This window comes from Streptomyces sp. NPDC001514 (assembly GCF_053597075.1).
Window position 1 is genome coordinate 246648 of record NZ_JBSFHO010000002.1, and the last position, 20698, is coordinate 267345.

Annotated in this window: 23 protein-coding genes; 9 read left to right on the top strand and 14 right to left on the bottom strand. The window is 71.0% G+C overall.

Annotated elements, in window-relative coordinates:
• The first annotated feature begins 122 nt into the window (after positions 1-122).
• A complete protein-coding gene (locus ACWCXB_RS03780; protein WP_450718953.1) occupies positions 123-1352 on the top strand; it encodes a Cmx/CmrA family chloramphenicol efflux MFS transporter in 1230 nt (409 codons plus the stop codon).
• A gap of 6 nt (positions 1353-1358) precedes the next feature.
• On the opposite strand, the gene ACWCXB_RS03785 is transcribed toward ACWCXB_RS03780, so the two are convergent.
• Together ACWCXB_RS03785 and ACWCXB_RS03790 are read right to left on the bottom strand one after the other, a co-directional pair.
• Complete coding sequence (locus tag ACWCXB_RS03785; RefSeq protein ID WP_450718641.1) at positions 1359-1658, bottom strand: DUF4031 domain-containing protein; 300 nt, start codon at positions 1656-1658, stop codon at positions 1359-1361.
• A complete protein-coding gene (locus ACWCXB_RS03790; protein ID WP_450718643.1) occupies positions 1655-2011 on the bottom strand; it encodes a hypothetical protein in 357 nt (118 codons plus the stop codon). Before ACWCXB_RS03790 ends, ACWCXB_RS03785 begins: the two co-directional genes overlap by 4 nt.
• Before the next feature lie 132 nt (positions 2012-2143).
• On the opposite strand from ACWCXB_RS03790, the gene ACWCXB_RS03795 reads away from it, so the two are divergent.
• The 3 genes from ACWCXB_RS03795 to ACWCXB_RS03805 all read left to right on the top strand — a co-directional run bounded on the left by ACWCXB_RS03795 (position 2144) and on the right by ACWCXB_RS03805 (position 5051).
• On the top strand, positions 2144-3085 hold the full coding sequence (locus ACWCXB_RS03795) for a MurR/RpiR family transcriptional regulator (RefSeq protein ID WP_450718645.1): 942 nt from the start codon (positions 2144-2146) through the stop codon (positions 3083-3085).
• Between the two features lie 63 nt (positions 3086-3148).
• Complete coding sequence (murQ, locus tag ACWCXB_RS03800) at positions 3149-4099, top strand: N-acetylmuramic acid 6-phosphate etherase (protein WP_450718647.1); 951 nt, start codon at positions 3149-3151, stop codon at positions 4097-4099.
• A 259-nt stretch (positions 4100-4358) separates the two neighbouring features.
• Positions 4359-5051: a hypothetical protein gene (locus tag ACWCXB_RS03805; protein ID WP_450718649.1), complete on the top strand. Its 693-nt coding sequence runs from the start codon at positions 4359-4361 to the stop codon at positions 5049-5051.
• 154 nt (positions 5052-5205) lie between these two features.
• Here ACWCXB_RS03805 and ACWCXB_RS03810 read toward each other — a convergent pair whose 3' ends face one another.
• The 6 genes from ACWCXB_RS03810 to ACWCXB_RS03835 all read right to left on the bottom strand — a co-directional run bounded on the left by ACWCXB_RS03810 (position 5206) and on the right by ACWCXB_RS03835 (position 10171).
• Complete coding sequence (locus ACWCXB_RS03810) at positions 5206-5895, bottom strand: ABC transporter ATP-binding protein (RefSeq protein WP_450718651.1); 690 nt, start codon at positions 5893-5895, stop codon at positions 5206-5208.
• Between the two features lie 58 nt (positions 5896-5953).
• Positions 5954-7420, bottom strand: coding sequence for an ABC transporter permease (locus tag ACWCXB_RS03815; RefSeq protein WP_450718653.1), 1467 nt, complete (start codon positions 7418-7420; stop codon positions 5954-5956).
• A gap of 34 nt (positions 7421-7454) precedes the next feature.
• Positions 7455-8768: an MFS transporter gene (locus tag ACWCXB_RS03820; RefSeq protein WP_450718655.1), complete on the bottom strand. Its 1314-nt coding sequence runs from the start codon at positions 8766-8768 to the stop codon at positions 7455-7457.
• Positions 8769-8822: 54 nt separating this feature from the next.
• Positions 8823-9593: a putative protein N(5)-glutamine methyltransferase gene (locus tag ACWCXB_RS03825; RefSeq protein WP_450718657.1), complete on the bottom strand. Its 771-nt coding sequence runs from the start codon at positions 9591-9593 to the stop codon at positions 8823-8825.
• Between the two features lie 153 nt (positions 9594-9746).
• Complete coding sequence (locus tag ACWCXB_RS03830) at positions 9747-9953, bottom strand: hypothetical protein (RefSeq protein ID WP_450718969.1); 207 nt, start codon at positions 9951-9953, stop codon at positions 9747-9749.
• On the bottom strand, positions 9950-10171 hold the full coding sequence (locus ACWCXB_RS03835) for a hypothetical protein (RefSeq protein ID WP_450718659.1): 222 nt from the start codon (positions 10169-10171) through the stop codon (positions 9950-9952). The genes ACWCXB_RS03830 and ACWCXB_RS03835 overlap by 4 nt, the downstream gene beginning before the upstream one ends.
• Before the next feature lie 113 nt (positions 10172-10284).
• Here ACWCXB_RS03835 and ACWCXB_RS03840 point away from each other — a divergent pair, with 113 nt between their 5' ends.
• From ACWCXB_RS03840 to ACWCXB_RS03855, 4 genes are all read left to right on the top strand, one after another.
• A complete protein-coding gene (locus tag ACWCXB_RS03840; protein ID WP_450718661.1) occupies positions 10285-11127 on the top strand; it encodes a helix-turn-helix domain-containing protein in 843 nt (280 codons plus the stop codon).
• Positions 11108-11296, top strand: a complete 189-nt coding sequence (locus tag ACWCXB_RS03845) for a DUF397 domain-containing protein (RefSeq protein WP_450718663.1) — start codon at positions 11108-11110, stop codon at positions 11294-11296. Before ACWCXB_RS03840 ends, ACWCXB_RS03845 begins: the two co-directional genes overlap by 20 nt.
• A gap of 281 nt (positions 11297-11577) precedes the next feature.
• Positions 11578-12384 carry a hypothetical protein gene (locus tag ACWCXB_RS03850; RefSeq protein ID WP_450718665.1) on the top strand — a complete coding sequence of 269 codons (807 nt, stop codon included), beginning with the start codon at positions 11578-11580 and terminating at the stop codon, positions 12382-12384.
• A 56-nt stretch (positions 12385-12440) separates the two neighbouring features.
• Positions 12441-13121, top strand: coding sequence for a Uma2 family endonuclease (locus ACWCXB_RS03855; RefSeq protein WP_450718667.1), 681 nt, complete (start codon positions 12441-12443; stop codon positions 13119-13121).
• Here ACWCXB_RS03855 and ACWCXB_RS03860 read toward each other — a convergent pair.
• A complete protein-coding gene (locus tag ACWCXB_RS03860; RefSeq protein ID WP_450718669.1) occupies positions 13109-13273 on the bottom strand; it encodes a hypothetical protein in 165 nt (54 codons plus the stop codon). The two genes, ACWCXB_RS03855 and ACWCXB_RS03860, sit on opposite strands and share 13 nt — an antisense overlap.
• Before the next feature lie 272 nt (positions 13274-13545).
• Between ACWCXB_RS03860 and ACWCXB_RS03865 the strand changes: the two genes are divergently transcribed.
• Entirely contained in the window at positions 13546-14187 is a 642-nt protein-coding gene (locus tag ACWCXB_RS03865) for a hypothetical protein (protein WP_450718671.1), read from the top strand.
• 101 nt (positions 14188-14288) lie between these two features.
• On the opposite strand, the gene ACWCXB_RS03870 is transcribed toward ACWCXB_RS03865, so the two are convergent.
• The 5 genes from ACWCXB_RS03870 to groL all read right to left on the bottom strand — a co-directional run bounded on the left by ACWCXB_RS03870 (position 14289) and on the right by groL (position 20513).
• Positions 14289-15716 (bottom strand): MFS transporter, encoded by a 1428-nt coding sequence (locus ACWCXB_RS03870; protein ID WP_450718673.1) that lies wholly within the window; start codon positions 15714-15716, stop codon positions 14289-14291.
• A complete protein-coding gene (locus tag ACWCXB_RS03875; RefSeq protein ID WP_450718675.1) occupies positions 15713-16309 on the bottom strand; it encodes a TetR/AcrR family transcriptional regulator in 597 nt (198 codons plus the stop codon). The genes ACWCXB_RS03870 and ACWCXB_RS03875 overlap by 4 nt, the downstream gene beginning before the upstream one ends.
• 63 nt (positions 16310-16372) lie before the next feature.
• Complete coding sequence (locus ACWCXB_RS03880) at positions 16373-17062, bottom strand: DUF4232 domain-containing protein (RefSeq protein WP_450718677.1); 690 nt, start codon at positions 17060-17062, stop codon at positions 16373-16375.
• Positions 17063-17184: 122 nt separating this feature from the next.
• A complete protein-coding gene (locus tag ACWCXB_RS03885) occupies positions 17185-18678 on the bottom strand; it encodes an alpha/beta hydrolase (RefSeq protein WP_450718679.1) in 1494 nt (497 codons plus the stop codon).
• 212 nt (positions 18679-18890) lie between these two features.
• Positions 18891-20513, bottom strand: coding sequence for a chaperonin GroEL (gene groL, locus ACWCXB_RS03890; RefSeq protein ID WP_450718681.1), 1623 nt, complete (start codon positions 20511-20513; stop codon positions 18891-18893).
• Positions 20514-20698 lie beyond the last annotated feature (185 nt).

Consider the following 20698-nt stretch of genomic DNA (forward strand, 5'->3'; position numbering starts at 1 on the left):
GGCAGCGGCCGACAGCGACCGGCAGTGACCGGCCAGGTCGCCCCCGTACGGGAATGACAGGAGCAACCCCGGTGTTGGCCACTGTCATGCCCGCACCCTCGGACGCACCGCGCCGCCCCCGTATGCCCCTGGCAGTCCACATCCTCGGCCTTTCGGTCTTCGCGCTCGGCACCAGCGAGTTCATGCTCTCCGGGCTGCTGCCGCCCATCGCGGAGGACCTGGGCGTCTCGATCCCCCGGGCAGGGCTGCTGATATCCGCGTTCGCGATCGGCATGGTGATCGGCGCGCCGCTGCTGGCCGTGACCACGCTGCGACTGCCCCGCCGGGCCACCCTGATCGCGCTGATCACAGTCTTCGGCCTCGGTCAGGTCGCGGGTGCGGTCGCGCCGACGTACGAGGTGCTCTTCGCGTCCCGCGTCGTGAGCGCGGTCGCCTGCGCCGGGTTCTGGGCGGTCGGCGCGGCGGTGGCCATGGCGATGGTGCCGCGCAACGCCCGCGCCCGTGCGATGGCCGTGATGATCGGCGGGCTGTCGATCGCGAACGTCCTCGGCGTTCCGGCGGGTGCGTTCCTCGGCGAGCACCTGGGCTGGCGCTCCGCGTTCTGGGCGGTCGCGGCCGCGTCCGCGGTCGCGCTGGCCGGAGTGGCGACCCGGATCCCGCGGATCCCGCTCCCGGAGGAGAAGCCGCGGCTGCGGCGCGAGCTGACCGTCTACCGCGACCGCCAGGTCTGGCTGTCCGTCGCGATCATCGCGCTCGCCGCGGGCGGTGTCTTCTGCGCGTTCTCGTACTTCGCCCCGCTGCTCACCGATGTCGCCGGGCTGAGCGACGGCTGGGTGCCGGCGGTGCTGGGCCTGTTCGGGATCGGCGCGCTGGTCGGTACGGCGATCGGCGGGCGGTTCGCCGACGCGCATCTCTTCGGCGTGATGCTCAGCGGCGTCACGGCGTCGACGGTGCTGCTGGGGGCGGTCGCGCTGTTCGCCCATGTGCCGGCCGTCGTGGTGGCGCTGTCGTTCCTGCTCGGCGTCTCGTCGTTCTACACGGCCCCGGCGCTGAACGCCCGCATGTTCAACGTCGCGGGCGCCGCGCCCACCCTGGCCGGGGCCACGGCGACGGCCGCGTTCAACCTGGGCAACACCGGCGGGCCCTGGCTCGGCGGCACGGTCATCGACGCGGGGTTCGGTTTCGCGTCGACGGCGTGGGCGGGCGCGGCGATGGCGGTCGTCGCCCTCGCGCTGGTCGGGCTCGCGCTCCGGCTGCACCGGCGCGGCGGCGGCGCGGCTGCGGAGACCCGCCTGGTGACGGCCTCGGCCGTGAGCGCGGACAGGGAACCCTCGCCCCAGCCCTGCGCGTAGGCGCGTTCACCTCAGCCGTTCTTCTGCACCGCCGTTCTTCTGCGCCGCCGTTCTCTTGCGCCGCCGCAGACCCGCCTCCGTGATCCGGCGTACGAGCTCCTTGGAGCCGATCTCCACCGCACCGGCCCGTACGGCGTCGGCATAGCGGTGCGCGGGTACGTCGTAGTGGTCGCGCTCGAAAGCGCGCGGCGGGCAGCCGATCGACGCGGCGAATGCGTGCAGCTCGTCGAACGACACATCGCTGACCAGGTGGGACCACATGCGGCCGTGGCCGGGCCAGTTCGGCGGGTCGATGTAGACCGTCACGACAGCCCGCCGACGGGCGCGACCACCACACCCGCCTTGCCGCACACCCAGTGCGGATCGGGTCCCAGTTCGGGCTCCACGTCGAGGGCGTGGGGTTCGCCGGTGCAGCAGACCGGGCAGATCGGCCAGCGACCGTACCGTTCGAGCAGCGCGTCCTGTACGTCCTGGGCGATCAGCCCGGCGAGGTACTCCATACCCTCGGGCCACTGCTCGACCCACCAGCGACGCTGGGCCACGGCTTCCTCGACGAGCGAGACGACTTCGGCGTGGGCCACGTCGCGGGCCGCGAGGTCGGCGAGGACGAGGGCACGAGCGGCGTGCAGCGCCTGTTCCAGCGGGTCGACGTCGTTCATGGAGTCATTGTCACCCCGGTCGGTAGGGATGGAACGGGCGGCCGGACAGGAGGCCGAACGGACGGACGAACAGGCGGACGGGCGGGGGACGGACGGGGGGTTGACGGCAGTAGGTGCCGAAAATATCTTTCAATGGTGACCAATGAGGTGAAGGAAATTTTCATCGGCACGCAAGCCGGCCCGACGGGGGAAGCACCGCCCGCGCCCGCCGCCCTCGCGGCGAAGGTGCGCACCCTCGCGCCGTCCATGACCCGCTCCATGCAGCGGGTCGCCGAGGCCGTCGCCGCCGACCCGGCCGGCTGCGCCGCCCTCACGGTCACCGGTCTCGCCGAGCTCACCGGCACCAGCGAAGCCACCGTGGTGCGCACCGCCCGTCTGCTGGGCTACCCCGGCTACCGCGATCTGCGCCTCGCGCTCGCGGGACTCGCCGCCCAGCAGCAGTCGGGCCGCGCCCCGTCCGTCACCGCCGACATCGCGGTGGACGACCCGATCGCGGACGTCGTCGCCAAGCTCGCGTACGACGAGCAGCAGACCCTCGCGGACACGGCCGCCAATCTCGACACGGTACAGCTGTCCGCCGCGGTCGGCGCGTTGTCCGCCGCCCGCCGCATCGACATCTACGGCGTGGGCGCATCGGGCCTGGTCGCGCAGGATCTCGCACAGAAGCTCCTGCGCATAGGCCTGATCGCGCACGCCCACAGCGACCCGCACCTCGCCGTCACCAACGCCGTGCAGCTGCGCTCCGGCGACGTGGCCATAGCGATCACCCACTCCGGCTCGACCGGCGACAGCATCGAGCCGCTGCGCGTCGCCTTCGACCACGGCGCGACGACCGTCGCGATCACCGGCCGCCCGGACGGGCCGGTCTCCCAGTACGCGGACCACATCCTCACCACCTCCACCGCCCGCGAGAGCGAGCTGCGCCCGGCGGCGATGTCGTCCCGTACGAGCCAGCTCCTCGTCGTCGACTGCCTGTTCATCGGCGTCGCGCAGCGTACGTACGAGACGGCTGCGCCCGCCCTGGCCGCGTCGTACGAGGCGCTCGCGCACAGACACAGCCCCCGTACCCGCTGACCGGCGACCGACGACCGACGACCGCAGACCCAGCACACGAGTCACCGAAAGAGCCGCGCCTCCATGACCTCGACGCACGACGCGCAGGACCACTCCAAGGACGACCACTCCGAGCTCCGCGCCCAGCTGGCCACCCTCACCACCGAGGCGTTCCGCCCCGAGCTCGCCGACATCGACCGGCTGCCCACGCTCGACATCGCCAGGATCATGAACGGCGAGGACCGGTCCGTCCCCGGCGCCGTCGCCACGCAGCTCCCCGCCATCGCCGCCGCGATCGACGCGACCGCGGAGCGCATGGCCCGCGGCGGCCGGCTCATCTACGCGGGCGCGGGCACGGCCGGCCGGCTCGGGGTGCTCGACGCCAGCGAGTGCCCGCCCACCTTCAACACCGGCCCGGACCAGGTCATCGGCCTGATCGCGGGCGGCCCCACGGCGATGGTGACGTCCGTCGAGGGCGCGGAGGACTCCGAGGAGCTCGCGGCGCAGGACCTGGACGGCCTCGGGCTCACCGCCGACGACACCGTCGTGGGCATCTCCGCCTCCGGCCGCACTCCGTACGCCATCGGCGCCGTCGAGCATGCCCGTGCCCTCGGTGCACTGACCGTCGGCCTGTCCTGCAACCCGGACAGCGCGCTGGCGGCGGCCGCCGAGCACGGCATCGAGGTCGTCGTCGGGCCCGAACTCCTCACCGGATCCACCCGGTTGAAGGCCGGCACGGCGCAGAAGCTCGTCCTCAACATGATCTCGACCATCGCGATGATCCGCCTCGGCAAGACCTACGGAAACCTCATGGTCGACGTCCGCGCCTCGAACGAGAAACTGCGCGCCCGCTCGCGCCGGATCGTGGCCCTCGCCACGGGCGCGCCGGAGGACGAGATCGAATCGGCCCTCACGGCGGCCGACGGCGAGGTCAAGACGGCGATCCTCATGCTCCTCGCCACCCTCGACGCGCCCACGGCCACGGCTCGCCTCAAGCAGACCGCCGGCCACCTCCGCGAGGCGCTCCGCGCCTAGGGGGTGCCCCCGCCCTCACCGGGCGCCCCTACCCGTTCGCCCCCATTTCTGACGATTCGCCTGATTCTTTCCCCGGCACACCCTCCACTCCACCGACCTGCACAAACGGCCAAACGCGCACCGCCCCGACGCCCGCGTGGGCGACAAATCAGATGAATCATCAGGTTGCGGACCTGACGGGCTGTCGGTTCCCTCGAAGACGGAGCACAGCACTCGCACCGCGCAGACAGGCCGGACGCTGCTCCGTTGGAGGATTCTCATGCGTAAGACACGCGTTGGTGTAGGCGCCGCTCTCGCTCTCGGTGCCCTTGGACTCTCAGCCCCGATCGCCTTCGGCACCGTCGCCGCCGATGACTCGGACATCCGCATCGACCCCGGGGTCGCCTCCCCGGGCTCCACGGTCACCGTCACCATCAAGGGCTGCGGCGAGGACGTGGACTACGGCAAGGGTCAGTCGGATGCGGCAGGCATGTTCCACCTCTTCGGAGGCGAGGACGAGGGTGAACTCACAGGCGAGTTCGAGATCCCGGAAGGGGCCGAGCCCGGCAGCGACACCGTCACCGCCAAGTGCCCACCGGCGACCATGGTCACGGACACGTACCGGATCAACGAGAACGACGACGAGTACGAGGACGAGGACAAGGACGACCGCAGCCTGAGCAGGAGCAAGGGCAAGGACGAGGACAAGGACAAGGACAAGGACAAGGACGACCACGGCAAGAGCGAGGACGACCACGACAAGGGCAACCACGACAAGAGCGACCACGACAAGGGCGACCACGACGAGGACGAGGACGACGACGACAGCGACCGTCCGAACGGTTCGGTCGACACCGGCGGTGGAGGCATGGCGAACCAGGACAGCCGGCTCAGCCTGGGCAGCGTGCTGCTCGCCGGTGCCGGCACCGCATACGCAGTCAGGTCGCACCGCCGGAGCGCGACCCACTCCTGAGCGACGGCCACTCCTGAGCGACGGCCACTCCTGACAGCACCGCCGTGCACGGTCCCCGCCCAGGGCCCGTGCACGGCAGGTGCCCGGGCCCGGGGCCTGCCCGGTCCCCCGGGCGGGTGCGGCCGGGGCCGAGGGGTGCGTCCAGCGCCGCGGACTACGCCGCCCCCACCGCCCGCTCCTTGATGGTCACCCGCCCCTTCCTGATCGTCGCCACCCTCGGCGCCCGCACCGCCAGCGCCGAGTCATGAGTGACCATCACGAACGTGAGCCCGTTCTCCTCCCACAGGCCCTCAAGCAGCTCCATGATCTCGTCGCGCATCGACTCGTCCAGGTTCCCGGTCGGCTCGTCCGCGAGCAGCACCGCCGGTCGCTTCACCAGCGCCCGCGCGATCGCGACCCGCTGCTGCTGCCCGCCGGACAGCTCGCCCGGCAGATGGCCCCTGCGCTCCCCGAGACCCACCGACTCCAACGCCTCGGCCGCCCGCTCGCGCCGCTCCGCCGCCTTCAGGCCGAGCGGTACGAGGGCGGTCTCGACGTTCTCCTGAGCGGTGAGCGTCGGAACGAGGTTGAAGCCCTGGAAGACGAAGCCGATCTTCTCGGCCCGTACGCGCGTGAGCCGCGCCTCCGGCAGGGTCGCGAGGTCGACCCCGTCCAGGACGACGGACCCTTCCGTGGGGCGGTCCAGGCCGCCGAGCATCTGCAGCAGCGTGGACTTGCCGCCGCCGGTGGGGCCCTGGATCACCAGCCGCCCGCCGTCCTCGATGGTCAGGTCGACCCCGTCGAGGGCCTGGATGGTGTCCTTGCCGCGCCGATAGCGCTTGGTGACGCCTGTGAGCTCGTACATGGTGATTCAACTCCTGCTGTACGTACGTTCGTCGGTGGATTCGGATGGGCGGGGCGGGCTATTCGACGCGCCGCAGCGCGTCCGCAGGCCGCAGCCGCGACGCCCGCCACCCGCCGAACCCGCCCGCGATCAGCCCGCCCGTCACCGCGAGGGCCACCGCGAGGCCGATGGTGGTGAGGGAGACAGGCGCGGTGAGCGCGATGTCGAGGGCCTTGGAGGCGCTCTGGGTGGGCCCGCCCGGACCGCCGCCGCCCATCACGAGCCTCTGGCCACCGCCACCGGCCCCGCCCGCGCCGCCGGCCAGCTGCGCGGTGAGCGTCGGGCTGAACGCCGTGATCGCCCACGCGCCCGCCAGCCCGAGCCCGATCCCCAGCGCCCCGCCGATCAGCCCGTTGACGAGCGCCTCGCCCGCCACCTGCCCGGTCACCCGGCGGCTCTTCCACCCCAGTGCCTTCAGCGTGCCGAACTCCCGCACCCGCCGGCTCACCGCCGACGACGTCAGCAGCCCGGCCACCAGGAACGCCGCCACCAGCACCACGATCGACAGCCACTTGCCGACGCCCGACGCGAGGTCGGAGGCCGTCGACAGCGACCCGGAGACGGTGTCCGCGAGATCGGCGGAGGTGGTGACCGTCGTCCCGGAGATGTTCTTCTGGATGGTCGACTTGACGCTGTCGATCCGCTGCGAGTCGGTCGCCTTCACATAGACGGTCGTCACCTTGTCCTTGGCGTCGGCCAGCGTCTGCGCCTGCGCGAGCGGCAGATAGACGTTCGCCGCCGCGTCCCCGCTGTCCGCCGTCGCGAGCCCGATGATGCTGAACTTCGTCCCGGAGACGGTCAGCGTCTTGCCGACCGACAGCTTCTGCTCCTTCGCGTACGCGCTGTCGACGACGGCCACCTTGGCCGAGGTCTCGCTCGCCTTGAACGTACGGCCGGACGTGATCTTCGACGAGGTCAGCGGCCCGAGCCCCTGATGGGCGACGTCCGTCCCGTACACGGAGTACGAGTTGACGTCGAAGTCGGCCCCGCCACCCTGCACCTCACCGGTGACCGGACCATCGCCACGCTTCCCCTGCCCGGGTGCCTGCTCGTCCTGCTTGAACTCGCCGCGTTTGAACTGCCCGTTGACCTTCATGACCCGCACGTTCAGCCCGCCGACGGCGTCCGCGACCCCGTCCTGCTTGCCGACCTGCGCGACCGTCGACGCGGCCAGCGTCTCGAAGCCCTGGACCATGACGATGTCCTGGCTCTGCTCGGCGTCGTCGTCCCCGCCCTTCGCATCGAACTGGAACCTCGGCCGCTTGACGGTCTCGCCCTCCCCGGGCGGCGCGGCGGCCTTGGTGACGGTCATGTCGGTGCCGAGCCCGTACAGCGACTCCAGCACTTTGCCCTGCGCCTGAGTCATCCCTGCCGAGACCGAGTTGACGACGATGACCAGGGCGATTCCGAGGGCGAGCCCCGAGGCGACGACGAGCGCCGCCTTCCTGCGGCGGCGCAGCTCGCGCCTGAGGTAGGTGAAGAACATGGCGCGAAAGCTAGGTGCGCGCCGTGAGGGTGGGTTAAGGCCGGGATGAGAGCCGCATGAGTGTTGCGGCGTGCTCCGTACGCCGGTTGCGCTCCGCCCACCGCACCGCAGGACCGAGCCCGTACGACGCGGCGGCGAAGAGCCCGCCCAGGAGCAGCCAGCCCGGCACGCCCCAGGTGACCAGCAGGGCGGTGAGCAGCAGGGGTCCGGCCGTGCGGGCCACCGTCACGCCCGTGCCGAAGAAGCCCTGGTACTCGCCGGTCCGGCCGTCCGGGGCGAGGTCGAAGCTGATCTGCCATGAACCGGCGGAGTGCAGCATCTCGCCGGCCACGTACAGGACCGCGCCCGCGACGAGTACGGCGACCGCCGCCCACACCGGCACCCCGGCGACGCCCGAGACCGCGGTGACCACGCACGAGACGAGCATGATCACACCGGACCGGCGCACGGCACCCACCGCCGTCCCCAGCGAGGTGACGCCACGGGCAGCCCGCACCTGGAAGGCGGCCACGGCAAGGGTGTTGAGCACGAACAGCGCCGACACCAGCCAGGCGGGAGCCTGCGTCCGCTCGCTGATCCACAGCGGGATCCCGAGGCTGAGCAGCGGCATCCGCAGCAGCAGCACCGCGTTGAGCAGAGTGATCAGCGTGTACGGACGGTCGCGCAGGACGACGAGGGCCGGGCCGCTGCTGCCCGCGGGCGCCGCGGGGCCCGCGGACGCTGCGGACGCCGCCGACGCTGCGGACACCGCGGGCACCAGGGCCACCGGCTCGACGGCGGGCAGCCGTCGCAGCACGAGCGCGCAGACCAGGAAGCTCACCGCGTCCAGCGTGAAGACCGTCAGATACCCGGCCCTGCTGCCGGAGTAGAGCGCGAGCCCGCCCATCCCGGCGCCGATCGCGAGACCGGCGTTGAGGGTCGACTGGAGATGGGCGAGGACGCCGGTCCTCTCCTCCTTCGCGACGAGCCCCGCGAGCAGCGCCTGCCGCGCCGCCGCGAGCCCGGACTGCGCGGCGGCGTACAGGCACGCGGCGACGAGGAACGGCCAGAAGGACCGCACGACCAGGAACGACCCCACGGCCGCACTCGTCGCCAGCGCCAGCAGAACCGCGGTCCCCCGCGGCCCCCGCCGGTCCGCCAGCCGCCCGAGCGGCACACCCACGACCGACCCGACCGCCCAGGCGACGGTGAGCCCGAGGCCGACCCTCGCCGGGGCGAGCCCGACGACGTGGGTGAAGAAGAGCGCGGAGGTGACGTAGAAGGCGCCGTCGCCAAGGGAGTTGACGAGCTGCGCGAGAGCGAGGACGCGAGGCGGACCGGCAGGCGGCAGTACGCGAATCGTCGGCATGACCACGACACTACGGTCCGGATGGCCCGCCCCCCAGGTCCAATTCGAACCCTGTCAACTGGGCAACTTGGACCCGATGACGACCGTGGCGTACAGCTCGTCGGACGCCGCGACGCGCGGCGTCAGCCCACTGCGGGCAACCGCCTCGACCGCGTCCGCCGCCTGTCGCTCGCTCGTCTCGAACAGCAGGATCCCGCCGGGCGCGAGCCACTCCCCCGCCTCGCCGGTCACCCGCCGCAACACGTCCAGCCCGTCCGCGCCGCCGTCGAGCGCGACGAGCGGCTCATGCACCCGCGCCTCGGCCGGCAACAGCCCGACCTCCTCGGTCGGTACGTACGGGACGTTCGCGGCGAGGATGTCGACACGCCCCCGAAGCGCGTCGGGCAACGCGGCGAAGAGGTCCCCCTCGTGCACCCGCCCGCCCTCGGGCACGTTCCGCCACGCACACCGCACCGCGGCGGGCTCGATGTCGGCGGCGTACAGCTCCACACCCGGCAGCGACGCCGCCAGCGCGGCCCCCACCGCCCCCGAACCGCAGCACAGATCGACGACGACGCCCGCGCCGGGCCGGGCGGCGACGGCCTGACGGACGAGGAACTCGGTACGCCGCCGGGGCACGAACACCCCGGGGTCGACCGCGATCCGCAGCCCGCAGAACTCGGCCCAGCCGAGGACGTGTTCAAGGGGATGCCCGTCGACCCGCCGCTCCACCATGGCGGCGAGCTCGGCGGGTGTACGGGCGGTGGAGACGAGGAGAGCCGCCTCGTCCTCGGCGAAGACACAGCCTGCGGAGCGAAGGCGACCGACGATGACGGAGAGATCCACGGATGAAAGCGACACGGGAGCCTTTCGGAATACCGAGCGGGGCTCCCCTCGACCACCTAGGTCCGTACGGAGGCGAGCACCCGACCTGCAACAGCGGTAATGGGTCCCACCTCCTCGATCCGGTCCTGGCAGCCGACACTGCGAGCCGCCACCTTACCCTGGCAGCCGCCTCTCCCGATTGCGCTCCCGCACCCGCGCCCGCAGCGCCTCCCCCGGCGGCGCCGGCCTCAGCGACTCGGGCGGGCAGTCCCACTCCCGCCCGCCGCCCGGGGGCCTGAGCTGTACGTACGGGCCCTCGCGCCCCATGACCCGGCCGATCCGGCCGTCGCGCGCGTCGATCGCGTAGTCGCCGACCTTCACTGCTTGCGCCCCTCGTGCAGGACGGCGGCGAGCCGCAGCGCCGTGTCCAGGTTGCAACAGCCCAGATCGATGAGCGGGTACGGCGCCTCGCTCGCGAGGGACACGACGTCCACGCGGAGGGACGGCAGGGTCACCCCCGACCCGACGAGCTCGCCCCGCAGCTGGGCCACCACCTCTTCCGCGGCCCGCAGCCGCTCCGCCGATCGCACAACCGCCATGACCAGGCACCTCCACGCTGAGTATTCGCTTTCTGCACACAGCGTGGCGACGCGCCGCTACCGTGAACAAGGGCGGCGGCCCAACAACCCCACATGTGCGACATGGAGTTGACATGCCTGGACCGAAGGATCTGGACCCGTCCACCTCTCCCCGGGCCCTGCTCGGCGCCGAGCTGCGCCATGCACGCGAGGAGGCCGGCCTCAGTCAGCGCGAGCTGGGCGAGCCTCTGTTCGTGAGCGCGTCGTTCATCGGCCAGTTGGAGGCGGGCACGCGGAGGATGCAGCCCGATATCGCGCGCAGGATCGACGACATACTCGGCACGAAAGGCTTTTTCGAGCGCAACTGCAAGGCCGCCAACAAGTCGAAGTACCCGGACCACTTCGCCGAGGCGGCGGAGGCGGAAGCGGTCGCGACGGAAATCAGGGAATACGCGCCGCTGCTGATTCCTGGGCTGTTGCAGACGGAGGCGTATGCGCGGGCGGTGTTCCGCGCGTACCAACCGACAGCGGTGGAAGAGGTCATCGACGATCTGGTCGAGGCGAGGCTGGAGCGGGCGCGGCTGCTCGGTGATCCAACAAAGCCGTTGTTGTGGACGGTTCTGGACGAGGCGGCGTTACGGCGGAGGGTCGGCGACGCGTCGGTCATGGCGGAGAGCCTGCGCCATGTCGCGGCGCTGGGCCGCCGCCACAGGATCATCGTGCAGGTGCTGCCGTTCGACGCGGGCGCGCACCCGTCCATGGGCGGTGCCCTCAAGCTGATGGAGTTCTCCGACGCACCTCCGCTCGCCTACCTCCAGGGCCCCGGGGCGGGCCAGTTGGAGGACGACCCGGCCACGGTTGCCCGCCACGAGCTGGCCTACGATTTGGTCGCGGCGAGCGCATTGTCACCGCAAGAATCCCTGGCCTTGATCGAATCGGTGGCGGAGGATTACGCGCATGAAGAGCACCGGCCCTGAGTGGCGGAAGTCGAGCTACAGTGACGGCAGCGGCGGCGACTGCCTCGAAGTCTCCGACGCCCACCCCGACCTCGTCCCCGTCCGCGACTCCAAGAACCCCGACGGCCCGAAGCTCGAGTTCCGGGCCGCCGCCTGGTCCGACTTCGTCGCGAACCTCAAGCACAACTGACCGCGCGACGGCACGGGGCTTAAGCCTCGGGCTCCGAGCGCTCTTAACAAGGAATGGTTCAAGGGGCCCCAACCCACCCGCCCACCCTTGTGAGTTGACTATGCGCAACGAACTTGCCACGGAGGGTGGCGACGCTTTAGCGTGCCCGCATAACGAACAGCCCCCGCCCGGTGCGGGAACACCTGCGGGGGCTTGACCACCAAGATCGAACGGAACTCGATCCGATGGCTGACAGCCAGCTTAGTGCTACCTTCGCGCCCACGCACGCGACGCCTCACCCGATGGCCAATCCGGGTTACGGCAAGCGCACCGTCCCGGACCAACACCCCCACACCGCCGCCGACTTCGCGCACCTGCCGCCCCGCGAAGCCTCCATCGCCGCGTACATCGACCGGCTCAAGGACGGCGCCGACATCTCCGTGAAGACCCTGGCCAAGGTCCTCCCCCATGGCCAGTGCGCTCTCCGCACCGCCCTCAACGCCATTCAGGCAGCCGGTCATCTGCGCCGGGGCCGCGAGCACTTGGCCGGATCGGGCAGCCAGCAGTGGGTCACCCGAACGTGGTGGTCCCGTACCCCGCGCGACGATGCCTGGTGGGCGGCGTTCCGACGTGGCGACGTCCCCGACGACCGGCAGCGGCCGACCCGCTCCCGGGCAATGATCCTGCTCGTCGCGCTCGGGCGCGAGGCGCCGGTCATGTCGCTGTCGGCCGTGGAGTGCGCGCAGCTCGCGCCGCTGGTGGAGGAGTGGTTCGCGCGCGGGGCCACCGAGAAGCAGGTCCTGGGCGCCCTGACGACCGGCCTCCCGGCCCCCGTGATCCACCCGGCCGGCCTCGCCCGGCGGCGCCTCACCGACAAGCTCCCACCCGAGCCGATCCCCACCGGCCCCCCGCCCCTCCGCCTCCTCGAATGCGGCAAGTGCGGCGCCCCGGCCCGCGCGGAGTCCCTGCGTGGCGGGGACTGCGGGCCATGTCGGGGCGAGCCCAACCCGGCACCCCGTACCAACACCCTCTCCGCCGCCCAGGTCCACGCCCACATGACCGAGGTCCGTGCAGCAGCGACCCGCCCATACGAAGGGAATCGCACATGACTGTTCAGCTCATCCGCACCCGAACCGGGGCACGATGGGGTGAAGGAGGTGCCGCAATGACCCCCAGCACCGATGATCGCCCGGACATGTCCGTCGAGGAGTTCGAAGAGCTGGTCCGCAGGGCCCCGGAGACCGTTCGGAACAAGCTGGAATTCCTGGGCGGAAGGCTGTGCGTGCGCCACGGCCCGATCGACGTCGAGGACTTCGAGGAGCTCGCCCGCAGAGCTCCGGAGACAGTGTCACTCGAACTCATCGACGGAAAGCTGAAGGTCAAGCCCGTGCCGGACGGCGACCACGGAGAGATGATTCTGTGGCTGCTGCGACAGTGCATCCAGCAGCGTCCGGAGCTGAACCTGTACCCCGAACAGGGCTTGCTGGTCCCGACCTATCGTGCGGGCCGCGCCAAGCCGGACGGCGCCCTTGCCCCAGTCGACTACTTCGCCGGGCATGGCGAATGGGCCGATCCCGCCGGTGTCCTCATGGCGGTCGAGGTCCTTTCCTACGACTCCGACACCGACCGCCGCGACCGCCGCGAGAAGCGCACCGGTTACGCGGCGGCGGAGATCCCCGTCTACCTCCTCATCGACCGCGACGACCACACCCTCACCGTCTTCAGCCAGCCGGAGAACGGCACGTACCAGCAGCACCCGACCTACAAGTACGGCGACACCGTCACCCTCCCCACCCCCGTCGACATCATCCTGAACACCGAGAAGCTCAAGGACTACGCCCGCTGAGGCAGCCGGGTGGCCAACAACGCGCCGGCCGCGAGGACGAGCAGCGCCGGGCCCGTCGCGGAGGTGAAGGCGGCGCCGGTACAGCGGGGGCCGTCGCCCGGTGACATCAGCATCGTCGCGGCGGCGACGCCCACGGCAGGGCCGACGTTCATCTTCCGGGGCTGTTGCAGACGGAGGTCAAGCCGACCCGCCTAGTCGGGAATCGTCGACTTCACGCGGGTGGCCGGAACATTCATCCGGAACATTCGGTAAGCACCCGACGGTGATTATTGAGCTGATCGAATGATCGGCCACAGGGATTACGGTGGGCCGCCTGGAAATTGCCGATCGGCCACAAAGAATGGAGGAACTTCCGGGAGAATTCCCGGGCCGAATCGACAAGGAGCATTGAATGCGTCCTGAACGCAGGACCCTATCGTCGCCGGTGCGACGTTCGTGGTGGTCCACACGACTGGCAACCGGCGGCCTCACGTCGCTGGCCGCCGTCTCGCTGGTAAGCGCGCTGAGCGCCGTACCGGCGGCGGCGCAGGGCCTGAATGCAGAGCCCCCGTCGACCGTCGTGTCCACCGACCGTGGTTCCCTCCCCTCGGCGTACCCCGCCCTCGACAGGGACAAGGACCGGGACAAGGACAAGGACAAGGACAAGGGCAAGGGCAGGCCCAAGCCCCCGACCCCGCCGACGCCCCCGCCCCCGCCCCCGCCCGTGGATGCCGCGTGCTTCGAAATCGACACCGTTCGCCAGGAAGCAGCCGGCGACGGGGCCTTCTACTCAGCGGTCAGCTTCGGACGCCCCTTCGTCGGAGAAGAGGACGGTCAGCTAGGGCCGATCGACTGGCTGGACCTCTCCGCTGAAGAGTTTGGAGACGCACCCGAGAATCCCTGCGGGACGTCCATCGACATCGGCCCCGTCGGCGAAGAAAACGGCAGTGAGATTGTCGTCGACGTGATCACCACGGACGGACTCGTGTACACCATTGTCTGCGAGCGCACGGGGGGTAGCATCGACTCCTGCGGCACGTGGGCCCAGCGCGATACGCCGGAGGAAGGCGACACGTTGGACCCGTGAGCCGGATCCTTCCGAGCGAAGACATGATTGCCGTGCCCGGCTTCGGCCGGGCACGGCAATCGTGCGTTCCGCCTGCGAGGGTCGGATGAGTACGCCCATCCTCAAGGCGTCGCCCTGCGCCCCGGCAGCTTGGTGCCCAGCAGCGCGCCGACGATCGCCACGGCCGCGAGTGTCACCAGCGCAGGCCCCATCGCATCCATGAACGCGCCGCCGGTCCAACGTGGTCCGTCGCCCGGCGCCAGGCTGCCGGTGACAGCACTCTGCGCGGCAGGCGCGGCGGGGGTCATCAGCATCGTCGCCGCGGCGACCCCTACCGCCGGGCCGACGTTCATCGCGGTTTGCTGGAGGCCGCCGGCGACCCCGGCCGTGTCCACGGACGACTGGTGGACGATGACGGCCGTCGCGGTGACCATCACCATGCCGAATCCCGCGCCGAGCACGAGAAAGCACCCACCGATCGCCACGGAGGTCGATGCCTGGTCGAGCCGGGACATCAGCAGGACGCCGACGGCGATGAGCACCATCCCCCCGACCGCCGTCCGGCGCGGGCCCTGTCGGCGCGCCAGCACAGCGGCGACCGGCGTGGCCAGCACCATCATCACCGGCCCGGGGAGTGCTGTGAGGCTGCTTCGGAGCGGGTCCAGTGCCAGGACGTCCTGGAGGAAGTACGTACCGAGGAACAGGGCCCCGAACATCGCTGCCGACGCCGCCACCAGGACGCCGAGCCCGGATGTGACGGTCGCCGATCGGGCCACGCTCGCGGGCACCAGGGGGCTCGGGGCGCGTCGTTCGTGCAGGACGAAGGCGCCACCGGCAGCGGCTACCGCGGCAAGTCCCAGCAGGGTCGCGGGCGTCCAGCCGGTCTCCGGTAGGCCGACGAGGCTGTGTACCAGGCACGCCAGCGCCAGCGCGAGCAGGCAGGCGCCGGGCAGGTCGAGTCGTACGGGCGTGTCGGAGGCGTCCCGGGGCTCGGGTACGCGTACGACGAGAGCCGACACGCCGACCGCGAGCGCGGGGGCGACGCTGAGGAAGAAGACCGCGCGCCAGCCCAGGTGGGCGGCGAGTGCGCCGCCGATGAGCGGGCCGGCGGCGGCCGCCAGGCCGATGGCGCTGGTGCGCAGGGCGATGGGCATGCCGAGCCGGTCGCGCGGGTACGCGGCGCGCAGCATGCCGAGGGTGGCCGGTTGCAGCAGCGCGCCGAAGACGCCCTGGGCGACGCGCAGGCCGATGACCCAGCCGATGCCGGCCGCTAGGCCGATGGCCGCCGAGGTGGCGGCGAAGCCCAGGATCCCGATGGTGAAGACGCGCTGATGGCCGTACCGGTCACCGAGGCGTCCGGCGAGGACGAGCAGGCTCGCCACGGCGATCAGGTATCCGGTGCTGGTCCACTGGACCTGGGTGAAGGAGGCGTTGAGGTCCCGCTGCATGACGGGCTGCACGATGGTCAGCGCGGTCCCGTCGAGTGCGACGATCACGGCCCCGGTGATGCTGCCGACGAGGGTGAAGCGCTGTCGGCGCCTTGCGTTCATCGGGTCTCCGGGGCCTCGGCCCCGAGGTGCGCGTCGAGCGCGGCCCGCAGCAGCGGCTCGACGTCGTCGGCTCCGGCCGCCAGTTGGAGGCTTCCCCATCCCCACAGCTGCGCGATGCCGTGAAGGTTGGCCCATAGCGCACCCGCGAGAACGCGCGGCTCCGGTGCCGCCGGCCGTACCTGAGCGACGAGCTCCACAAGGACGTCGAAGAGCGGCAGGCTCGTCTCCCGCAGCCCCAGCTGATTGCTCTCCAGCACGTCGTGGCGGAACATCAGCTCGTACATGCCGCGGTGGGAACGGGCGAAGTCCAGGTAGCTCCGCCCCAGCGCCGTGAGCTGGGCGCGGGGGCTCTGCTGACCGTCACCGATCGCCTCGGCGGCCCTGCGGGCCAGCTCGGCGAAGCCCTGCCGCGCGATGGCGGACAGCAGCTCCAGGTGGGTCGGGAAGTAGCGCCGCGGAGCGCCGTGCGAGACCCCGGCCCGGCGGGCGATCTCCCGCAAGGAGAGGGCTTGCACCCCTTCCCTGGTCACGAGGTCGACGCCGACTTCCACCAAACGGGTGCGCAGACCAGTGTCCTGCTCACGCTCATGCATAGACACTGTCTACCGGATGAGGGTAGACAGTGTCTACTCGATGCCGACGGGCGGGGACAGCAGCTAGAGGCTGAGGGCGTCCTCCGCGTTGCTCAGCCATGCGGTGACGGAGGCGTCGGGCGAGACGTACAGTCCGGGAGTCGACGCCTTGAGCGGCACCTGCTCGAGGTCTGACGCGGTGTTCATGGTCATCGCGATCGATTCGACGGTCCGGCCCTTGCCGTCATTGACTCCGCCCATGAGCCCGGCGTATGCCGACTCGCCGGCCTTGAGCCTGATGTCGGTGCCGGGGTGCGTCTCCGAGCGCTCGGTCGCCGCGCCGTCGAGGTCGCCGAAGGTCACGATCGGGTAGTCCAGCACCCTGCAGGGCTTGCCGCTCTTGTTGGTGATCTTGAGCAGGTAGCTGCTGGTCGTGGCGTCCGCGAGGGTCGCGGTGAACTTCACGTCGTACGTGCTGCACGGAAAGACGGCGAAGTCGGCGTCGGGGGACGAACCACCCCCGGACGCACCGCCCGTGCTCGAGGAGCCCGACGGGGTCGCCGGCTTCGAAGGGGTCGCCGGCTTGGACGGGGGCGCGGGCTTCGACGGGGGCGCGGGCTTGGACGGGCCGGCGGTGGGCGCCTCGGCCCCTCCGCCGGTCTGGTCGGTCGGGCCTTCCGTGGGCCCACAGGCCGTCAGGGCCAGTGCGGACACGGCGGCGAGGACGATGGCGGCTCTGCGAACGGTACGCCGAGGAGTGGTGTTGGACGACATCTGGTATTCCCCCGAGTCAGCAGCGCGAGTGCGCTGAAGAGAAGCTGTGTTCACGAGGATTCCCGAGGTCCTTCACGGTTTCGTGACGGCGCTTTGCCGAATCCACCACGAAAACCGGCCAGTCACGAGCCGGCGCAGAACCTGTCGCGGGCCGGGCGCTCCCCCGCGACCAGGAAGTCGGTCACGGCCTGGTCGCCGCACGCGTTGCCGTTGACGCGGTAGACGCCGTGGCCGACGGAGTCGACGGTGACCAGGCGGGCGCGGTCGCCCAGGGCCTGGCGCATCTTCAGCGCGCCGGCGAGCGGGGTGGAGGGGTCGCGCCGGTTCTGGATCATCAGGATGTTGGAGGGGCCGTGCGGGGTGATGCGGACCGGGCGTTCGCGCGGCTCGTCCTGCCAGAAGGCGCACGGCATGACGTTCACCGGCATGCCGGCGGTGAGCGGGTGGCTCTTGCGGCTCTTGTCCACGTCCCGCTGGTACGCGGACGGGGAGGCCTCCGGCCAGTCGACGTCGTTGCAGAGGGTGGCGGCGGAGACGGCGGCGACGTTCTGCATGATCTCGTCGGGCATCACCTGCGGGGCGGGCAGCGGGGCTCCGTCGCGCGCGGCGGCGATCAGCCGGGCGAGGGCGGGGAAACGGGCCTTGGAGTAGAGGCTGTCGATCAGGGTCTGGCGCAGGACGTTGCCGTTCAGCTGCTCGGGGTTGGCTCCCGGCCACGGCAGGGGTTCGCGGTCGAGGCGGGCGGCGAGCGCGAGGAACATCGGGCGGACCGCGTCCGGGCTGTCGGCGAGCCGGTCCGGGTTGGCGGGGTCGGCGGCCCAGGCGGCGAAGTCGGGGAAGGCGTCCTCGACACCGGTGGCGTAGTTGGCGAGCCAGTTCCGCGCGACCCGCTTCGGGTCCGGGTCGTCGTTGCTGTCCAGGACCCAGCGGTCGGTGCGGTGCGGGAACATCTGCGCGTACGCCGCGCCCGCGTACGTCCCGTACGACACGCCCCACGCGGAGAGTTTCCGCTCGCCGAGGGCCTGGCGGATGCGGTCGATGTCCCGCGCCTCGTTACGGGTGCTGATGGTGCGCAGCACCTCTCCGCCGTTGCGGGCACAGGCGTTGGCGAGACGGCGGCCGTTGGCGATGTTCGCGTCGACGCTGCCGTCGGCGGCGGGCCACGGGCGCAGGTTCTGCAGGGAGAGGTCGTCGTGGGTCAGGCCGCAGCTGACGGGCGTACTGCGGCCGACGCCGCGCGGGTCGAACCCGACGATGTCGTACGCGTCGCGCACCGCCTGGGGCAGCTTCTTCCCCGTGGTGGAGGGGCTGTTGATGCTGGAGCCGCCGGGTCCGCCGGGGATGAGCAGGAGCGTGCCGCGCCGGGCCGCCGGCTTGTCGCTGCGGACGCGGGAGACGGCGAGGGAGATCTTCGGGCCGCTCGGGTCGGCGTGGTCGAGCGGGACGGAGACGGTGGCGCATTCCTGGCGGGGGTCGAGGCCGGCGGCACCGGGGCAGGTCCCCCAGCGCAGAGCGTCGTCGGGCGTCGTCGCCCCGGCCATGGGCGCCGCGGCGGCGACGAGGGCGGCCGCGAGGAGCGTGATGCATGTGGTCCGCTTGATCCGGTTGCTTCGCATGCGAAGAGCCTCGCGGAACCGGCGCCCGGCTCCCACCGGGCCAACTGGCCTGTTGGGGGTGGGGATTACCCCAGGCTCGCTCCCCGTCCGATCACCGGCCGAGCTGCGGCTCGCCCAGGACCTCGCTGCCCGCGCAACGCCCGAGGGCGGCACCCCCTGGGAGTAGGGGTGCCGCCCTCGGCACTCAGGACGGTTGATCAACCAGAGGTCGATCAGAAGTCCATGTCACCGCCCGGCATGCCGCCCGGAGCGGCCGCGGAGGCCTTCTCCGGCTTGTCGGCGATGACGGCCTCGGTGGTGAGGAACAGCGCGGCGATGGAGGCCGCGTTCTGCAGGGCGGAGCGGGTGACCTTCGCCGGGTCGATGATGCCCTCGGCGATCATGTCGACGTACTCGCCGGTCGCGGCGTTCAGGCCACGGCCCGTGTCGAGGTTGCGCACCTTCTCCACCACGACGCCGCCCTCGAGGCCGGCGTTGACGGCGATCTGCTTCAGCGGGGCCTCCAGGGCCAGCTTCACAGCAGCGGCACCGGTGGCCTCGTCGCCCTCGAGCTCGAGCTTCTCGAAGACCTGGGAGGCCTGGAGCAGGGCCACGCCACCACCGGCGACGATGCCCTCCTCGACGGCCGCCTTCGCGTTGCGAACGGCGTCCTCGATGCGGTGCTTGCGCTCCTTGAGCTCGACCTCGGTCGCGGCACCGGCCTTGATGACGGCCACGCCGCCGGCCAGCTTCGCGAGGCGCTCCTGGAGCTTCTCGCGGTCGTAGTCCGAGTCGGAGTTCTCGATCTCGGCACGGATCTGGTTGACGCGACCGGCAACCTGGTCGCTGTCACCGGCACCGTCGACGATCGTCGTCTCGTCCTTGGTGATGACGACCTTGCGGGCGCGGCCCAGCAGGTCCAGGCCCGCGTTCTCGAGCTTGAGGCCGACCTCCTCGGAGATGACCGTGCCACCGGTGAGGATGGCGATGTCGCCGAGCATGGCCTTGCGGCGGTCACCGAAGCCCGGGGCCTTGACGGCAACGGACTTGAAGGTGCCACGGATCTTGTTGACGACCAGGGTCGACAGGGCCTCGCCCTCGACGTCCTCGGCGATGATCAGCAGCGGCTTGCCCGACTGCATGACCTTCTCCAGCAGCGGGAGGAGGTCCTTCACCGAGGAGACCTTGGAGTTGACGATCAGGATGTACGGGTCCTCCAGCGAGGCCTCCATACGCTCCATGTCGGTGGCGAAGTACGCCGAGATGTAGCCCTTGTCGAAGCGCATGCCCTCGGTGAGCTCCAGCTCCAGACCGAAGGTCTGGGACTCCTCGACGGTGATGACGCCTTCCTTGCCGACCTTGTCCATCGCCTCGGCGATGAGCTCACCGATCTGGGTGTCGGCGGCGGAGATGGAGGCCGTGGAGGCGATCTGCTCCTTGGTCTCGACCTCCTTGGCCTGGTCGAGCAGGGCACCGGAGACGGCCTCGACGGCCTTCTCGATACCGCGCTTCAGGGCCATCGGGTTGGCGCCGGCCGCCACGTTGCGCAGGCCCTCGCGGACGAGCGCCTGGGCGAGAACGGTCGCGGTGGTCGTACCGTCACCGGCGACGTCGTCCGTCTTCTTGGCGACTTCCTTGACCAGCTCGGCGCCGATCTTCTCGTACGGGTCCTCGAGCTCGATCTCCTTGGCGATGGAGACACCATCGTTGGTGATCGTGGGGGCGCCCCACTTCTTCTCGAGGACGACGTTCCGGCCCTTGGGGCCAAGGGTGACCTTGACGGCGTCGGCGAGCTGGTTCATCCCGCGCTCGAGACCGCGCCGTGCCTCCTCGTCGAACGCGATGATCTTGGCCATGTGAAGTGGTCCTCCCGGACTGGGGTGGATTTCTCCGGACCGCGCTGGCGCCCGCGACGGACGGCCTGCATGCCTTGTGGTTCCTTGCCCCACCCGGCCTGCGGGCCTCACCGACCCGGTCCTTTGTTGTCACTCTCACTCGGAGAGTGCTAACGCCAATGATTAGCACTCGGGCATGGAGAGTG

Bases quoted from the DNA above. Each gene is read 5' to 3' on its own strand.
- ACWCXB_RS03780 (WP_450718953.1), top strand. From the start codon at position 123: ATGCCCCTGGCAGTCCACATCCTCGGCCTTTCGGTCTTCGCGCTCGGC.
- ACWCXB_RS03790 (WP_450718643.1), bottom strand. From the start codon at position 2,011: ATGAACGACGTCGACCCGCTGGAACAGGCGCTGCACGCCGCTCGTGCC.
- ACWCXB_RS03795 (WP_450718645.1), top strand. From the start codon at position 2,144: ATGGTGACCAATGAGGTGAAGGAAATTTTCATCGGCACGCAAGCCGGC.
- murQ (WP_450718647.1), top strand. From the start codon at position 3,149: ATGACCTCGACGCACGACGCGCAGGACCACTCCAAGGACGACCACTCC.
- ACWCXB_RS03805 (WP_450718649.1), top strand. From the start codon at position 4,359: ATGCGTAAGACACGCGTTGGTGTAGGCGCCGCTCTCGCTCTCGGTGCC.
- ACWCXB_RS03810 (WP_450718651.1), bottom strand. From the start codon at position 5,895: ATGTACGAGCTCACAGGCGTCACCAAGCGCTATCGGCGCGGCAAGGAC.
- ACWCXB_RS03815 (WP_450718653.1), bottom strand. From the start codon at position 7,420: ATGTTCTTCACCTACCTCAGGCGCGAGCTGCGCCGCCGCAGGAAGGCG.
- ACWCXB_RS03820 (WP_450718655.1), bottom strand. From the start codon at position 8,768: ATGCCGACGATTCGCGTACTGCCGCCTGCCGGTCCGCCTCGCGTCCTC.
- ACWCXB_RS03835 (WP_450718659.1), bottom strand. From the start codon at position 10,171: ATGGCGGTTGTGCGATCGGCGGAGCGGCTGCGGGCCGCGGAAGAGGTG.
- ACWCXB_RS03840 (WP_450718661.1), top strand. From the start codon at position 10,285: ATGCCTGGACCGAAGGATCTGGACCCGTCCACCTCTCCCCGGGCCCTG.
- ACWCXB_RS03845 (WP_450718663.1), top strand. From the start codon at position 11,108: ATGAAGAGCACCGGCCCTGAGTGGCGGAAGTCGAGCTACAGTGACGGC.
- ACWCXB_RS03850 (WP_450718665.1), top strand. From the start codon at position 11,578: ATGGCCAATCCGGGTTACGGCAAGCGCACCGTCCCGGACCAACACCCC.
- ACWCXB_RS03855 (WP_450718667.1), top strand. From the start codon at position 12,441: ATGACCCCCAGCACCGATGATCGCCCGGACATGTCCGTCGAGGAGTTC.
- ACWCXB_RS03860 (WP_450718669.1), bottom strand. From the start codon at position 13,273: ATGAACGTCGGCCCTGCCGTGGGCGTCGCCGCCGCGACGATGCTGATG.
- ACWCXB_RS03870 (WP_450718673.1), bottom strand. From the start codon at position 15,716: ATGAACGCAAGGCGCCGACAGCGCTTCACCCTCGTCGGCAGCATCACC.
- ACWCXB_RS03875 (WP_450718675.1), bottom strand. From the start codon at position 16,309: ATGCATGAGCGTGAGCAGGACACTGGTCTGCGCACCCGTTTGGTGGAA.
- ACWCXB_RS03880 (WP_450718677.1), bottom strand. From the start codon at position 17,062: ATGTCGTCCAACACCACTCCTCGGCGTACCGTTCGCAGAGCCGCCATC.
- ACWCXB_RS03885 (WP_450718679.1), bottom strand. From the start codon at position 18,678: ATGCGAAGCAACCGGATCAAGCGGACCACATGCATCACGCTCCTCGCG.
- groL (WP_450718681.1), bottom strand. From the start codon at position 20,513: ATGGCCAAGATCATCGCGTTCGACGAGGAGGCACGGCGCGGTCTCGAG.